15 protein-coding genes are annotated in these 16,264 nt (G+C 55.7%); 3 read left to right on the top strand and 12 right to left on the bottom strand.

Going from position 1 to position 16,264, the window contains the following annotated elements; genetic code table 11:
* Positions 1-93: 93 nt before the first annotated feature.
* The 3 genes from LZ634_RS16690 to LZ634_RS16680 form a co-directional block, all read right to left on the bottom strand.
* On the bottom strand, positions 94-396 hold the full coding sequence (locus LZ634_RS16690; RefSeq protein WP_156315689.1) for a PTS lactose/cellobiose transporter subunit IIA: 303 nt from the start codon (positions 394-396) through the stop codon (positions 94-96).
* Positions 397-478: 82 nt separating this feature from the next.
* Entirely contained in the window at positions 479-1,801 is a 1,323-nt protein-coding gene (locus LZ634_RS16685; protein WP_234507270.1) for a PTS sugar transporter subunit IIC, read from the bottom strand.
* Positions 1,802-1,814: 13 nt separating this feature from the next.
* Positions 1,815-2,129, bottom strand: coding sequence for a PTS sugar transporter subunit IIB (locus tag LZ634_RS16680; RefSeq protein ID WP_234507268.1), 315 nt, complete (start codon positions 2,127-2,129; stop codon positions 1,815-1,817).
* Positions 2,130-2,413: 284 nt separating this feature from the next.
* On the opposite strand from LZ634_RS16680, the gene LZ634_RS16675 reads away from it, so the two are divergent.
* Positions 2,414-3,364: a LacI family DNA-binding transcriptional regulator gene (locus LZ634_RS16675; protein WP_234507266.1), complete on the top strand. Its 951-nt coding sequence runs from the start codon at positions 2,414-2,416 to the stop codon at positions 3,362-3,364.
* A 72-nt stretch (positions 3,365-3,436) separates the two neighbouring features.
* Here the strand turns inward: LZ634_RS16675 and LZ634_RS16670 are convergent, their stop codons facing one another.
* Entirely contained in the window at positions 3,437-3,730 is a 294-nt protein-coding gene (locus tag LZ634_RS16670) for a YicS family protein (protein WP_234507264.1), read from the bottom strand.
* A gap of 210 nt (positions 3,731-3,940) precedes the next feature.
* Between LZ634_RS16670 and LZ634_RS16665 the strand changes: the two genes are divergently transcribed.
* Positions 3,941-4,855, top strand: a complete 915-nt coding sequence (locus LZ634_RS16665) for an Rpn family recombination-promoting nuclease/putative transposase (protein ID WP_234507263.1) — start codon at positions 3,941-3,943, stop codon at positions 4,853-4,855.
* Positions 4,856-4,892: 37 nt separating this feature from the next.
* Here LZ634_RS16665 and LZ634_RS16660 read toward each other — a convergent pair whose 3' ends face one another.
* The 8 genes from LZ634_RS16660 to LZ634_RS16625 all read right to left on the bottom strand — a co-directional run bounded on the left by LZ634_RS16660 (position 4,893) and on the right by LZ634_RS16625 (position 15,976).
* The gene (locus tag LZ634_RS16660; protein WP_234507260.1) at positions 4,893-5,795 is read right to left on the bottom strand and encodes an EamA family transporter; all 903 of its coding nucleotides are present in this window, start codon (positions 5,793-5,795) and stop codon (positions 4,893-4,895) included.
* A gap of 92 nt (positions 5,796-5,887) precedes the next feature.
* Entirely contained in the window at positions 5,888-7,339 is a 1,452-nt protein-coding gene (murP, locus tag LZ634_RS16655) for a PTS N-acetylmuramic acid transporter subunit IIBC (protein ID WP_234507259.1), read from the bottom strand.
* Between the two features lie 22 nt (positions 7,340-7,361).
* Entirely contained in the window at positions 7,362-8,261 is a 900-nt protein-coding gene (gene murQ / locus LZ634_RS16650; protein ID WP_234507257.1) for an N-acetylmuramic acid 6-phosphate etherase, read from the bottom strand.
* A gap of 162 nt (positions 8,262-8,423) precedes the next feature.
* A complete protein-coding gene (locus LZ634_RS16645) occupies positions 8,424-9,587 on the bottom strand; it encodes a multidrug effflux MFS transporter (protein ID WP_234507254.1) in 1,164 nt (387 codons plus the stop codon).
* A gap of 90 nt (positions 9,588-9,677) precedes the next feature.
* Positions 9,678-11,042, bottom strand: a complete 1,365-nt coding sequence (locus LZ634_RS16640; protein ID WP_234507253.1) for an efflux transporter outer membrane subunit — start codon at positions 11,040-11,042, stop codon at positions 9,678-9,680.
* Between the two features lie 3 nt (positions 11,043-11,045).
* Positions 11,046-14,150 carry an efflux RND transporter permease subunit gene (locus LZ634_RS16635; RefSeq protein ID WP_234507251.1) on the bottom strand — a complete coding sequence of 1,035 codons (3,105 nt, stop codon included), beginning with the start codon at positions 14,148-14,150 and terminating at the stop codon, positions 11,046-11,048.
* On the bottom strand, positions 14,150-15,271 hold the full coding sequence (locus LZ634_RS16630; RefSeq protein WP_234507249.1) for an efflux RND transporter periplasmic adaptor subunit: 1,122 nt from the start codon (positions 15,269-15,271) through the stop codon (positions 14,150-14,152). Before LZ634_RS16630 ends, LZ634_RS16635 begins: the two co-directional genes overlap by 1 nt.
* Before the next feature lie 135 nt (positions 15,272-15,406).
* Positions 15,407-15,976: a TetR/AcrR family transcriptional regulator gene (locus tag LZ634_RS16625; RefSeq protein WP_234507247.1), complete on the bottom strand. Its 570-nt coding sequence runs from the start codon at positions 15,974-15,976 to the stop codon at positions 15,407-15,409.
* A gap of 147 nt (positions 15,977-16,123) precedes the next feature.
* On the opposite strand from LZ634_RS16625, the gene LZ634_RS22640 reads away from it, so the two are divergent.
* Positions 16,124-16,255 (top strand): hypothetical protein, encoded by a 132-nt coding sequence (locus LZ634_RS22640; RefSeq protein ID WP_265178981.1) that lies wholly within the window; start codon positions 16,124-16,126, stop codon positions 16,253-16,255.
* The last annotated feature ends 9 nt before the right edge of the window (positions 16,256-16,264 follow it).

Here is a 16,264-nt window from a genome sequence, read left to right as displayed (position 1 = left end):
ATCACCAAAACAAGCTGATTCTATTTTTAATTTTGTAGGGTACAGTTAAATAATAATCGTAATGAAGTTCTCCGTAGCCAGATAAAATAAATATTAACGTTGATACAGATGAATAATCTCTTCCGATAATTCACGCGCAAGCAAAGAGTTCATCAAATGATCCTGGGCATGCACCATAATTAAGGTCATCGGCTGACGTGCCTCGCCGGCATCCTGCTCAATCAGCTTCGTTTGCATATGGTGCGCCTGGCGGGCGTAGCCGTCGGCTTCCCGCAGCAGATTTCTGGCCTCTTCCATTTCACCCTGACGTGCGGCGTGTAATGCTTCGAAGCACAGCGATCTGGACTGACCCGCGTTAATGATAATTTCCATTACCGCATCTTCTAATCCAACCATAATAAGGCCCCTTGACTGGTTAAAGTCATTATTCATAAAGGTCGGGGAATAATATAACTGCTTAATCGTAAAACTATCTGTGTTAACTCACCGTTTCAGCTAATGGTGTTGCAGTTTTTAATTTTTGCTCTTCCGTTTTCATTAATGAACGCTCGTAAGCGCGGAGGAACGGTAAATACATGGCGGCAGAAATTAACATACAGATAATGCACATAATGACCGGGCTTAATGCCCAGTTTGCTGCCCAGGAAGCGCCAATCGGTGCCGGCGTTGTCCATGGCGTCAGAGAAACTACCTGAGCCAGCCAGCCCAAACGGGTTGCGGCATAAGCAATTACGGCATTGACCATCGGAATGCAGACGAATGGAATAAACATCATCGGGTTCATAATAATCGGCGCGCCGAACAGAATCGGTTCGTTGATATTAAAGAAGCTCGGCACGATGCCCATTTTACCGATAGTCCGCAGATGCGTGACGCGGCTGCGCAGCAGCAGGAACGCCAGCGGTAAAGTACAGCCCACGCCGCCAATCAGCAGATAGTGGTCCCAGAAACCTTGCAGATAAACGTGCGGTAACACGGTGCCCGCTGCCAGCGCAGCCTGGTTAGCGGAAAGGTTCGCCATCCAGAACGGGTTCATAATCCCGGTGACAATCAGCGAGCCGTGGATCCCGGCAAACCAGAAAATCTGGCACATCAGTACCGACAGCAGAATCGCCGGCAGGGAGTCAGAGGCGGAAACCAGCGGGGCCAGCACGTGCATAATCGCCTGCGGTAAAATCATCCCGGTCTGCGCTTCGATAAACAGATTCAGCGGGTGCAGAGTTCCAATCACTACCAATACCGGAATCAGGATCTCAAACGAACGCGCCACGCCGGTTGGCACTTCTTTTGGCAGACGAATCGTGACGTTGTTCTGCTTAAGCCACGCATACACCCGGGTGGAATAGATAGCGGTGATCAGCGCGGTAAAGATCCCCTGGCCGGAAAGGTACTGAGTGGAAATCTTGCCGTCAGCGTACGGCGCGGCAACCAGCAGGAAGGCCATAAACGCCAGCAGGCCAGACATCACCGGGTCGAGGTTAAACTGACGGCCAAGGCTTGCGCCGATACCGACAGAGATGAAGAACGTCATCACGCCCATGCTGAGGTTAAATGGCAACATCAGCTGCTCGCGATACTGCGCCGAAAAATCAAGCCAACCGCGGGCAAAACCGTTGGTAGTGTCCGGCGAGAACGGAGGGAAAATAAACACCAGCATAAACGAGCCGATTATCATAAACGGCAGCGCGGCGGTAAATCCGTCACGAATGGCTATCACGTACTTTTGTTGCCCGAGACGACCGGCCAACGGGGTTATTGATTGCTCGATAACGGCAATCATGGACTGATAGAGTGAACTCATTGGGATACCCTAGTTAGTTCGCCGCGGAAATCAGCGACAGAGCATAATCCAGTACCTTGTCACCCCGTTGCATTCCGTAGTCCATGGTATCAATCGGCTGGACGGGAATATTTTGGGTGGCGGCCTTGTCTGACAAACTTTTTAACATGTACTTCACCTGCGGCCCCAGTAACACCACCTGATACTGCGGGTACTGGAAATCAAATTCGGACACGCCGTAGGCGTCTATTTTTACCGGTAAATCCCGCTCCTGCGCGGCTTCCACCATCTTTCTGACCAACATGCTGGTCGACATTCCGGCGGAGCAGCACAGCATAATCTTGTACATCGACGACCCTCTTATAAATGTAAATAGTTGTTGCGAGCTTGATTTGATATGAAACTGAAACCGGTTTCTATTCATAAAAATTAGAAGTGTGATACCCATCAATTTCTCCTGCTTATGGGACTGATTATTTCGCCCTGGCTCACATAATTTTTGTTGTGTTGGATAAAATGGACATCAAATGGACAATCGGTTTCCATAAAAAAGGGAAACGGATATACTACCGACAGCTATAATTTGAGCCGTCGCTGTACAGAGGATTTACAGAAGGCTTTCAGGGGAGAAAGATGTCTACAATCAACGATGTATCACGTTTGGCCGGAGTGTCTAAGGCCACAGTTTCACGTGTGTTGAGCGGTTCGCGAGGTGTTAAAGAAGCCAGTCGGCTGGCGGTTTTACGGGCAGTTGATGAACTGAATTATCGACCAAATGTGATAGCCCAATCGTTGCTGAGTCAGTCCACTGGCTGCATTGGCGTTATCTGCGCGATGGACAATATTAATCAAACCACCGGCTATCTTTACGCGCTGGAAAAACAGTTCAGCCAGCACCAGAAACACCTGCTGCTGCGCTTTGCTAACACGCGTTTGGGCGTCATGTCGGCGCTGGATGAGTTGAGTAGCGGGCTATGCGACGATGTGTTGATTATCGGTGCCCGCTTTCCGCTTGAAGTGGAAAGTGAAAACGTGGTGCTGATCGACTGCCCGGAGGCGGATACCGCCAACAGCATCCAGTTTGACCATGTGTTTGCTGCGGAAACCGCCTGTAATTACCTCGCCAGTCAGGGGCGTCGGCAGATTGCGTTAATTCAGCCGTTTGGCAGCGGTTTTGCCGACGATGTGCTGCTGGGCTACAAGCACGGGCTGGAGAAAAACTTTCTGCCATTTAATCGCAACCTGGTATTTATGGACAGCACATCGTCTACGGTGGCGTTACAGGAGCTACTCAACAACGCCAGCCTTGTCAGCTTCAATGCGCTGCTGGTGGCCGACGAACAAGAGGCGCAGCGGGTGATCCCGCAGCTGCTGGCTTTCAACAAACGGGTACCGGAAGACGTGATGGTATTCAGCCTCGCCGGTTCGCTGCATCTGCCCGGCATCCCGACCATTCCGGCGATTGAATACTCGATGGATGCCATCGCTGCGCGCATCGTTCATTGGCTGGACGAGAAAACGCAAACGCCGGGCAACACCGCGTTTCGCGGCGATTTAATTATTCCGGATATTCGTCCGCGTTAAATCGGCATCAGAAGGCCGAAAGGGCTGATGGCCGGATGTTGGCATTGCCTTATCCGGCCTTCGATTCGAGGGCTATTTTGTCGGGCACTGAATACGTTTAATCGCCTGCTGATAGCCCGTTTTATCGTTCTTTTCCAGCGCGCGCGTGGCGCTCTGCACTGCGGTTTTATTCTCAGTAGACTCCAGCACCTTGTTGGCAAACTGCGTGTCCGAAAGCCCAATTTGTGCCGGGCAGTTCAGCTTCACATCCTTCACCACCTGCTGTTTTTGCTGCTCAAACTTCAGCCCTTCCAGCGGGGCGGCCATGGCGATCGCGGGCAGAATTAGACTGGCAAAGAGGGAAGCGGTAAGAGCGGTCTTTTTCATTAGGGATATCCTTATAGTTAACGCGTTGGCTTAACTATAAGTCGCATTTCGCGCGGCGTCATTTTGCTTCACGGTTTCCATGAAAATGAATGCGTTGCAAAGGCCCGCCACTCTTTCTCGTCGCTGCACGTAAAGCCGAGAAGTGTAGGGTGTACTTGCGCTTTTTGATGCGTACAGTTTCGCCATTCGCTTTAAGGATGACGAATTGCGATGACAACGTCGATACACTCTGCGCCGCATGATGCGGTGTTCAAACAGTTCTTGTGCCATCCGGAGACCGCGAGGGATTTCCTTGCGATTCATCTTCCCGCGCCGTTCCGCGAGTTGTGTAACCTGCATACGCTCAAGCTCGAGTCCGGTAGCTTCATTGAAGCCGACCTTAGAGCACGGTATTCCGATGTGCTGTGGTCGTTAAACACGGCGGCAGGGGATGGCTATATCTACGTCGTGATTGAACACCAAAGCACGGCGGATGCCCATATGGCATTTCGACTGATGCGCTATGCGCTGGCGGCGATGCAGCGGCATCTGGATGCCGGGCATAAAGCGCTACCGCTGGTGATTCCGATGCTGTTCTACCACGGTACGCAAAGCCCCTATCCCTTTTCATTGTGCTGGCTGGATGAGTTTGCCGACTCCAGCACGGCACGACGACTGTATGCCGCAGCCTTCCCGCTGGTAGATATCACGGTTATCCCGGATGACGAGATTGTGCAGCACCGGCGCGTAGCGCTGCTGGAGCTGGTGCAAAAGCACATTCGCCAGCGCGATCTGCTTGGGCTGGTGGAGCAAATTGCCATGCTCTTAGTTACTGGATGTGCTAATGACAGCCAACTGAAAGCGCTGTTTAATTACCTGTTGCGTTCCGGTGATGCGCTGCGCTTTCACGAATTTTTGCAGGCCGCAGCCGAGCGCTTACCCCAACATAAGGAGACGCTGATGACGATTGCGGACAGGCTGCGGGAAGAGGGACATTGGCAGGGTGTTCAACAGGGTGTGCAGCAGGGTAAGCAACAGGAAGCTCTGCGTATTGCGGCGACCATGCGGGAAAAAGGTATTGAAGACGATCTGATTCAGGCGATTACCGGCCTTTCAGCGGAAGAACTGGCCACATTACGCCATTAATCGAGCCCGATAACATCATGTTATCGGGCTTTTCGGCTTAGGCGGTTTTGGTTCTGCGGCGCGAATCCAGAGAAATCAGGATAACCGACGAGAGGATCAGCAGCGTGCCCAGCCAGTCCGGCAGGGTGAAGCTAATACCGAGCAGCAGCAGCGACAAAAAGGCGCTGCTCAGCGGCTCGGCGCAGCTTAGGATGCTGGCCTTTGGCCCGCCAATCATCTGTGCCCCTTTCAGGTACAGGCTGAAGGTGAGGGAAGTACCAATCACCACCAGGTAGAAGAATGCCAGCAGCAGATTGCCGGTAATGACCACCTGTGCGCCATCGCCGGCGTAGAACGGCAGCAGCATCGCGCCGCCCAGCAGCATACTCCAGCCGACGATAGGCAGCGTGCCGTAACGGGCAATCAGCGTGGAAGGATAGGTGGTGTAAAACGCGGCGGCAAACGCCGAGGCGATCCCCCAGAATAGCGCCGCGCCGGAGATGGACAGCGAGGTGGGATCGCCGTGAGTCACCAGCAGGAAAGTCCCGATAAGCGAAGTGCCGATGGCGGCGCACACGAAGATGCCCGGACGAGCTTTGCGCACAAGAGCGAACCAGGCCACGATGATCGTCGGCGACAGGAACTGCAGCACGGTTGCCGTGGCGGCGTTCGATTTTTCAATCGCCATCAGGAAGGTTAACTGCACGGTCATCGCGCCGACGAGGGAGAACAGCAGCAGGCTGAGAATATCTTTACGGTTTTTCAGAATACGGAAAATACCGTCGCCGTGCAGGAAGGAAAAGGTGAGCAGGATAAAGCCACCGGACAGCAGACGAATCATGGTCAGAAACGGCGATTGCATCTGACTGTTTTCCATAATGTACTGCGCGCAAACGCCGGAACTTCCCCACAATATTGCGGCGATCAGTACGTTTAGCATCCCTTTTCTGGTGGTGCCCATTTTTCCTCTACCCTGTCATATGATTTTAGTTTGGCAGGCATCATAGCATGGTGAGAGGCTTGCCCCCAGCGGTGCGCCGGGGGCAAAAAGGGTTAGCTGAGATCGACGTTTTTGCTGCCGAATAGCCAGGTGAGCAGGAAGCCAAACAGATAGGCGACCGCCAGACCCGCTACGTAAACCGCCATCCCGGCATAGATGCCGCTGGCAGAGGTCATCAGCGGAATCGCCACCAAACCGGAAGGGCCAAAGACGGTATTCAACCCGACAGGCAGGCCCATCCAGGCCACCAGGCCGATGAAGAAACCGCCGCAGGCGCCGCCGAGACAGGCGGTAATGAACGGTTTCATGCGCGGCAGGGTCACGCCGTAAATCAGCGGTTCGCCCACGCCCAGCAGGCCAGGAATGATCGCCCCTTTAATCTGCGTGCGCAGCAAAGAACCCTGTTTGGCACGGTAGTACAGCGCCAGCGCGGCACCCACTTGACCCGCACCCGCCATGGCCAGAATGGTAAACAGGGAGTTGAAACCCTGCGCTTCCATCAGTGCGAAATACACCGGCACAAAGCCCTGATGCACGCCAAACATCACCGCCAGTAGGAACAGCCCGGCCAGCACCGCAGAGCCAAACGGATTACCGTTAAGATGCAGGAACAGCCATGACATGCCGGTAAACAGATAGCCGCCGATAGGCATGATCACCACAAAGGTGATGGCACCCATAATCAGCAGCGTGACCGCCGATGTCAGAATCATATCGAGGTTGGCCGGCATAATGCGGCGAACCTGTTTTTCTACCCAGGCGCCGAGGATCGCGGCGATCAATACGCCAATAATATTGCCGCGCGGATCGATAGTGTGGCCGAAGAAATCGGAGATCCCGGAGTAGAAACCCACCGCCGCTTTCGGGTCATAGCCCAGAATAAACAGCGCGGCGATAATCGCTCCGTTCACGCCAGATCCGCCGAAAGCTTTCTGAGTGTTATAGCCAATCAGAATACTCAGGAAGGTAAACATGCCCTTACTGAACACTTTCATATAGCTGATGACATCAAGGAGCGTGGCGTTGGGATGGGCGTTTTCCAGCACGAACAGCTGCTCGGCCAGCGTTGCGAAGCCCAGCAGCAGGCCGACGGCGATAAAACCGGGGATCAGCGGGGTAAAGATGGTGGCAAACTTAGCGAGGAATTTCTGTACGCTACCGGTCTGCTTGCCCTTCAACTCCTGTTTTTTAGCACTAGCAATGTCTGCCAGCGATGCCGCAGGTGCGCTCTCTTCCTGAACGCTCGGAGCCTCTTCCAGCAGCTGATTCATCAGTTCAGCTGCGGTTTGCGCTTTACCCGGCCCGAGGATTATCTGGAACTGTTCGTTGCTGACCACCACGCCCATCACGCCTTCAACCTGACGGATAGCGGCGACGTCCGCCGGCTCTTCGCTGCGCAACGTCAGGCGCAGGCGGGTCATACAGTTGCCCGCCTGCACCACGTTTGGCGCCCCGCCAACCAGAGCGAGGAGGCGCGCTATCATCTCTTTATTTATCTTTGCCATATCACTCTACCTGTTTGACGGATTATTTTTGCAGGGCTTTGCGGATAAAGCCGTTGTTGTCCGCCAGCAGCGTTTTAGCCTCTTTGGCGTTCAGGTTGGCCAGCACCATGACGATCGCGGTTTTGCAATGACTGCCGCAGGCGTTCAGAGCGGCCTGCGCGGTCTCGCGGTCGCATTCGGTTGCTTCCATCACGATGGAAACCTGGCGTTCAATCAGCTTGGCGTTGGTGGCTTCCACATCCACCATCAGGTTGCTGTAAACCTTGCCGCTGCGGATCATCGCGCCGGTAGTAATCATATTCAGCACCAGCTTTTGCGCGGTACCGGCCTTCAGACGGGTGGAGCCGGTCACGACTTCCGGGCCAACCACCGGAGTGATGGCGATATCGGCACGCTGCGCCATTTCACCGTGCGGGTTACAGCTGACAATAGCCACGAGCGCGTTTTGCTGATGGGCGTGTTCCATGGCACCGAGCACGTATGGGGTACGGCCGCTGGCGGCGATGCCAACCAGTACGTCGCGTTCGCTAAAGTTCAGCGCCTGGAGATCGGCCGCGCCCTGAGCCGCGTTGTCTTCAACGTTTTCCACCGCTTTCAGAATAGCGGTACGGCCACCGGCAATCAGGCCAACCACCTGCTCCGGGCTGGTACCGAAGGTCGGTGGGCATTCGCTGGCATCCAGGATCCCTAAACGCCCGGAGGTACCGGCGCCGATGTAGATCAGACGTCCGCCCTTGCTAAAGGCGGTAGCAACGCTGTCGACCAGCTGCGCAATCTGCGGAATGTACGGCGTGATTGCATGAGCAACCAGCTGATCTTCCTTGTTAATCACCGTCAGCATCTCTTCGGTGGAAAGGGTGTCGATATTGGCGCTGTTCGCGTTACGTCGTTCGGTCAGCAGTTTGCTCAGGTCGATACTCATCGGAAAACCTCATCATTCACAGTGGCGGGCAGTATAAGGAATTATTTATTCCATTCATGTGAAGGTTATCACGATTGGTGTTGAAGGGTAATCGGGAATTTGTAGGTATGGTGGGAAATGTCGCGGTAATAGTGATGGAATATTTTATTACCGCGACGCTTGTTACTGCGTGACCTGGGCTTTTTTAAGGCCAAAACACAATGCGATGGCATAGGAAATCGCCATCGCGAGGCTCATTTTCAGCATCGTCTCGCCACCCAGTCCGGCCAGCGGTGCGGCAATGCCGCCGCACACGAACATCAGCGTGCCCATCAGCGCCGACGCGGTACCCGATTGTTCGCTGCTGACGGCGCTCATCGCCTCTGAACCTGAAACGGTGCTGATGCCGCTCATAAACGAAACGGTGAAGAATAGGCCAACCAGCGCTGGAATCGCCAGATGCAGCGAAGCCAGCAGTACGGTGACCACCGCACAGGCCACTGCCAACAGCAGGCCTCGGCGCAGCAGCGTTTCGGCGGCAATACGCTGGGACAGACGGGAGAAAATCAGCGCGGCGATAATCAGGCCGATACCGTTAAGGCCAAATAACAGGCTGAACTGCATGGCGCTCATCCCGTATTCGCTCTGAATGACGAACGATGAAGAGCCGATGTACGAAAACAGTCCGGCCATCATAAAGGCCTGAATCAGGCAGTAGCGCAGGAAGCGACGGTTTTTCAGCACCGGCGTATTGGCACGCGATTCGTGGACGGTGGCGCTTCTGGCGGGCAGCGTTTCATGCAGCACCACCAGGCTTAACAACAGTAACACCACGCCGATACCGGCCATTGCCCAGAACAAAATACGCCAGTCAAAGGCGGTGATGATATAGCCGCCGATCACCGGTGAAACCACCGGCGCGATGCCGTTAACGGTCATTAACAGGGCAAAAAACTGGGTCAGCATCGCACCCTGATAGCGGTCGCGGGCAATGGAGCGAGACAGCACTGAACCGCCGGCGCCAGCAAAACCCTGCACGAAGCGCCAGAGGATCAGCAGGTGGATATCCTGAGTCATCGCGCACATCGCAGAGGAGAAGATAAACAGTAGCAGCGAAAGCGCCAGCGGTTTCTTGCGGCCAATGCGATCGCTTAGCGGGCCGAAAAACAGCTGACCCAGGCCGAGGCCAATCAGCGCGGCGGTCAGCGAAAATTGTGTCTGCGTGCCGGTTGCCTGCAGCTGATTGGTGATTTCCGGCAGCGCGGGGAGGTAAAAGTCAGTACAGAGTGGGCCAATAGCCGTGAGCAGGCCCAGCGTCAGCACCCATGAAAGGGCGATGCGTGGCATAAAATCTCCTGGAATTAATGTCGGCCGGATAAGGCGCTTATAGCCCTCTCCGGCCTACGGTGACTCTCCCAACCGGGAGAGGGGGAAAAACTAGCTAGCCCCGCCGCCCAGCGACTGCCACAGGGTAATGCGGTTATCCAGCTCGGTTTGTTGCAGTGCAATCAGCCCCTGCTGCGCCGACCACAGGGTGCGCTGTGCCGTCAGCGCGGTCAGGTAGTCCCCAACCCCGGCCTGATAGCGCTTCAGCGCAACGTCAAATGTCTGCTGTTCCGCAGCGACGTACTGGCGCTGGGCATCCAGCTGCTCGTCCAGGGTCTGACGGCGCGCAAGCGCATCCGCCACATCTTTAAAAGCGCTCTGAATGGTTTTTTCATAGGTGGCGATAAGCCCCTTTTTCTCTGCTTCGGCATAGCGCAGCTTCGCCAGATTGCTGCCGCCACTAAACAGCGGCAGCGAAATCGATGGTGCAAATGACCACACGCTCATACCGTGACTAAACAGCGATGACAACGAGTCGCTGCCGACGCCCGCGCTGGCGGTCAGCGAGATGGTGGGGAAGAAATTCGCTCTTGCGGCACCGATATTGGCGTTGGCGCTCAGCAGGTTGTGCTCAGCTTCCTGAATATCCGGGCGTTGAAGCAGCACCGCCGAGGAGACGCCCGCCGGCACCAGGGTGATGGTGTTTTCACCCAGGCTTTCCAGCGTACCCGGCAGCAGGGAGTCTGCAACGGTTTGCCCAGCAAGCAGGTTGATGGCGTTTTTATCCTGCATCACCAGCGTTTGATAGCTGGCCACGCTGGCGCGTGCCTGCTGATAGACGCTCATCGCCGAACTCACGTCCGTCGCGGCGGCGGTGCCAATCTGCTGCTGACGCTGAACGATTTTCAGCGAGTCGGCGGCGCTGGTCATGGTCTGCTGCGCCAGCGCCAGATTGCTGTTATCGGCCGCCAGCGTCACCCACGCGGTGGAGAGCTCGGAAATCATCGTCAGGCGTGTATTCTGCGCCGTGTATTCGCTGGCAAGCCAGGTTTCCCGTGCGGCGCGGGTGAGACTCTGGTTACGGCCAAACAAGTCCAGCTCGAAGCTGGAGACCGCGCCATCGGCCTGCGTCGTGGTGCTGACGCCGGTGGTGGTGGTGCGGCTACGGCTACCGGTGAGTTCAGCATTGGCAGTTGGGAAAAGCGATGCGCGTGTTTCACCAAACTGCGCGCGGGCGGCGTCGATATCGGCAATCGCCTTTTGCACATCGCGGTTGCTGTTCAGCGCCATGCTGACCACTTTATTCAGGCGGGGATCTTTCACCACCTGTTGCCAGTTGCCGATAACCGCCGTTGCCTGCCCCTGCGTGCCCGGGAGCGAGGCTGGGACGGGCGCGTCGGGGCGCTGATAGTTGGGGTCGAGTGACACACAGCCGACGCTCAGGAAAGCAATAAATAAAACGGAGAGACGAAACATAACTTACCCCTGACGGCGTTTACCGGCGAACAGACGTTTCACCAGCACAAAAAAGAGTGGAACAAAGAAAATCGCCAGCAGCGTCGCCGTTAACGTACCGCCGATAATCCCGGTACCGATGGCGATACGGCTGTTTGCGCCAGCGCCGGTGGCCATCGCCAGCGGCGTAACCCCGGCAACAAACGCCAGCGAGGTCATGATGATGGGACGCAGACGGGTTTGTGCGGCGCGCAATGCCGCACGGGGGAGGGAGTAGCCCTCGGCCACCGCCGCTTCGGCAAACTCAACAATCAGAATGGCGTTTTTCGACGACAGCCCGATGGTGGTCAACAGCGCCACCTGGAAGTAGACATCGTTATTCAGGTCGCGCATCCAGGCCGCTAGCGCAGCGCCCAGCAGGCCGAGCGGGATAACCATAATGACGGAGATTGGTACCGACCAACTCTCATACAGCGCAGCCAGACACAGGAACACCACCAGAATCGAAAGGGCATATAGGGTCATGGCCTGACCGCTGGCCAGTTTCTCCTGCAATGACAGGCCGCTCCACGCCCAGGAGGAACCGGCTGGCAGATTGTTGGCGAGGGTTTCCAGGGTGGTCATCGCGGTCCCGGAGCTAGCGCCGGTGGCGTTTTCACCCTGGATTTCATAAGCGACGGAGCCGTTGTAGCGCACCAGCGTTTCTGGACCATACTCCCAGCGGGTGGTGGCGAAGGCCGAGAACGGCGTCATGCTGTTATCGCCGCCGCGGATGAACCATTTACCGAGATCGGACGGCGTGGCGCGAGAGTCGCTCTCGCCCTGGATATAGACTTTTTTCACGCGTCCACGGTCGATAAAGTCATTCACGTAGGTGCCGCCCCAGGCGCTGGATAGCGTGGCGGAAACATCGCTCAGCGACAGGCCCAGCGAGACCGCTTTGTTGCTGTCGATATCCACCTGTAGCTGCGGCGTTTGTGGCATGTCGTTGGCGCGTACCGCTTGTAGCGTAGTGTTCTGATTGGCTTTGCCGATCAATTCATCGCGCATTTTCAACAAGTCAGCGCGGTCGGTTCCGCCGCTGGCCAGCAGTTCGAAGGTAAAACCGTTGCTCTGGCCCAGGCCATCGACCGACGGTGGCGTCATGGCGAAGAGGGTGGCATCGCGAATCGCCCCCAGCTCTTTGGTTGCCCGCAGCGCAATGGCCTGCGCGGTATTTTCTGCCCCTTTACGCTCGGACCAGTTTTTCAGCGACACGAAGGCCATCCCGGCGTTCTGCCCGCTGCCGCTGAAGCTAAAGCCATTAACGGTGAAGATAACGTTAGTGTTGTCTTTTTCGTTGTTGAGGAACCAGTTGGTCACCTGTTGGCTGACTTCTTCGGTGCGCGAGTTAGTTGCCCCCGCTGGCAGAGTGTACTGGACCATAATTTCGCCCTGGTCTTCGACGGGCAGGAAGCTGCCGGGCAGTTTCCACATTGCCAGCGCCATGCCGCCGCAGATGGCCAGATACACCGCCATCACCAGACCCGAACGGTTCAGGGTATTGAGAACCTTGTGTTTGTATTTGCGTTCACTAGCGCCGTAAAAACGGTTAAACGCGCCGAAGAAGCCTTTCTTGTGCGGCGGGGTGTGGCTGAGGATTGAGCCACACAGCGCGGGTGTCAGGGTTAACGCCACCACCACCGACAACATCATTGCCGAAATAATGGTGACCGAGAACTGACGATAGATAACGCCGGTGGAGCCGCCGAAGAAGGCCATCGGCAGGAATACTGCGGAGAGCACCAGCGCGATAGCAACCAGCGCACCGGAGATTTCGCCCATCGATTTTTCAGTCGCTTCGCGGGCAGGTAGCCCTTCGTCGCGCATAATACGCTCGACGTTTTCCACCACCACGATGGCGTCATCCACCAATAGGCCGATGGCGAGAACCATCGCAAACAGCGTCAGGGTGTTAATCGAATAGCCGAACAGCGCCAGCACGCCAAAGGTCCCCAGCAGTACTACCGGTACCGCCAGCGCCGGAATCAACGTTGCGCGGATGTTTTGCAAGAACAGATACATCACGCACACCACGAGGATGATGGCTTCAAACAGCGTTTGAACCACGTCCTCAACGGAGATTTTAATAAACTCGGTGCTGTCTTTTGGATACGCGACATCATAGCCCTGCGGCATGTTGCGCTTGTACTCGTTGATTTTTTCCTTCACCAGCGTCGCGGTACTCAGGGCGTTTGCGCCCGGTGCCAGCATCACCGCCATCCCGGCCGCCGGGTGGCCGTTAAGTTTGGCGACGGCGGTGTAATCTTCGCTGCCCATCTCGACGCGAGCGATGTCGCCGACGCGAACCACCGCGCCGTTCGACTGGCTTTTAACGATGATATTTTTGAACTCATCGACCGTTTGCAGGCGCGACTGGGCGCGAACGGTGGCGGTCAACTGCTGGGTATCCGGTGACGGCAGCGCACCGATTTTACCGGCGGAGACCTGCACGTTCTGCGCCTCAATTGCCGTTTGCACGTCAGAGGGCATCAGGGCGTATGAGGCCAGCTTCGCCGGGTCCATCCAGATGCGCATCGCATATTCCGCGCCAAACACCCGCAGACTCCCCACGCCGTTAAGACGAGCCATCGGATCCTGCATGTTACTCACCAGCCAGTCGGCGATATCCGAGCTGCTGGCTTTGTCGGTTTTATCGTAAACCCCCATGATCAGCAGATAGTTGCTCTGGGATTTGACGACGGTGACGCCCGCCTGCTGAACTTCGCTCGGCAAGCGGGACTCCGCCTGCTGCACTTTGTTCTGCACCTGAACCTGCGCGGTATCTGGATCGGTCCCCTGCTCAAACGTCACGGTGATGCTTACCGAGCCGTCGGAGCTGCTGGTGGAGGTGAAGTAGAGCAGATTATCCAGCCCGGTGAGCTGCTGTTCGATAACCTGGGTGACGCTGTTTTCCAGCGTCTGTGCCGATGCCCCGGTGTAGGTGGCGTCGATTTTAATCGACGGCGGCGCGACGTCAGGATACTGCGCCACCGGCAGCGTTTTAATCGCCAGCATCCCGGCAAGCATGATGAGAATGGCGATAACCCAGGCGAAGACCGGGCGTCGGACAAAGAAGCTGGAAAACATCAGGCTTTTCCTCCGTTGCTGGACACTTCAACGGCGTTGACCTGCTGCCCAACCATCACTTTCGCCGAGCCTTCGACAATCAGCTTGTCGCCGGCCTGCAAACCGCTTAACACCAGCCATTGGTCGCCGTAGGTGTCGCCGGTTTCCAGCTCGCGCTGCTCAACCTTGCTGTCAGCACCCACGACCAGCGCCGTGGCATTACCTTTGGCATCGCGGGTAATGCCCTGCTGCGGCGCCAGAATGGCGTCGGTCATGATGCCTTCATCCACTTTGGCGCGGACAAACATCCCCGGCAGAAGCTGCTGCTTTGGATTTGGGATCACGGCACGCAGGGTCACGGAACCGGTCGACTCATCCACCGCCACTTCGGTCAGCGCCAGGCGGCCTTTTTCGCTGTAGGTCGAGCCATCTTCGAGAATGAGCGCCACGTTCATGGTATCGCTGTTGGTGGCCAGCGACTGTTTGCGCAGGCGCAACAGGTCAACGCTGGTACGGGTGAGGTCAACGTACATCGTTTCGAGCCCGCGAATGGTGGCCAGTGCGGTGGTTTGCTCGGCGGAGACCAGCGCCCCCGGCGTCACCGAGGAGATGCCAATACGCCCGGCAATCGGTGCGGTGATGGTGGTCCAGTTCAGATTGATGCGCGCGCTTTCCTGCGCCGCTTTTTTCGACTCTACGCTGGCTCTATCCTGCGCACAGGTGGAAGCTGCGTCATCGGCATCCTGCCGGGAAACGCCGTTTTCTTTCACCAGCTGTGTGTAACGCTGGGCTTTCGCGCAATCTGCGGCAACCAGCGCCTGCGCCTGCTTCAGCGCGGCGGCGGCTTCGTTGTAGGCGGCGCGGAAGCTGTCCGGTTCAATCTGATACAGCGGCTGTCCGGCTTTAACATTATCACCTTCATTAAAAAGGCGTTTCTGGATGATGCCGGTGACTTGTGGACGGACTTCCGCGCTCATGGCGGCGGAGGTGCGTCCGGTCAGTTCACTGACGATAGAAACGGGCTGACTTTTTAATGTGACAATACCGACTTCCTGCGTGGGAAGCTGCGACGGGGCGGCAGGGCCATTATCGCATCCGCTCAGGAAAAATAATGCAGCGATGGTGGTTGTGATGTGTTTCATATTTTTCTCAGGGTGAACGAAGTCCTCCTCGCGAATTAATGCGAGGATTTTAAAGGTACACAGGCCCACGCTTCCGGAAAGTCGGAAACGACAAAAGGGGGAAGAAATATTCCCCTGATGATTAAAAGGTATTAATTATTTTGCAGTCACAAGCATATTAATAATGTCCTGATAGATTTTTTCCATCTCTTCCGGCTGCACCTGCTGTGGGACATGCCGACGATAAATGGCTCCTTCCATCATCACTGCGATCACCTCGACGCACCTGCGAATGTGCGCCTGGCTGAGGTGTGGGTACTCTTTACTTAAGTGCGCACAGGCGTTGTTGAACATGCGTTCGTCCGCTTCTGCCAGCCAGGCCGCCACCTGCGGGTTACGCGTGGCTTCAGCAGACATTTCCAGCATCAGGCTGTCATCGTCTTCGCTGGGCGTCACGCGCCACGCCAGTATATGTGGCATCAGATGGGTATGGGTTTTCCCTTCCATCTCGGCGATGCGATAGTCGATGATGCGGCGGATTAACTCTTCAATAATCGCGTCTTTATTATTGAAATAACGATAGATTTGACCGACGCTGAGTTTAGCTTCTGCCGCAATCTGCGACATGCTGGCAGCATGAAATCCGCTTTGACGGAAGCAGTGCCGCGCGGCGGCAATAATGTCGTCCTGTCGGGCTTTGTGCCTGGCTTCCAGCTTGCTGGTCATGCATCTCTCCGCATTTTGAAATTGTGAGAATGATCGTTCTCATTTTCACTTATTATACGTCGATGAAGGCCGATGAAAAGCATTTTTTGAGATGATTTTTTATTTTCAAGTTTGTACAGAAAATAATGGAGGAAAAAAGGATTTTCTGTGAAATTAATAAGTGTGGCGAGTAAAAATAATGGAGAAAATATGCCTTTTGAAATTAAAGAAGTTATTACTCTGGAAGATAAAGAAGAATTACTCGATGGACTGCGGGCCTACAATCGACAGTTTGGGTAATGACTCCAA

It is taken from the genome of Kluyvera intermedia (genome assembly GCF_021440345.1).
Classification (GTDB): domain Bacteria; phylum Pseudomonadota; class Gammaproteobacteria; order Enterobacterales; family Enterobacteriaceae; genus Kluyvera; species Kluyvera intermedia_A.
Note: the sequence above shows the minus strand (reverse complement) of the source record. Positions and strands in the feature narration are given on the sequence as shown.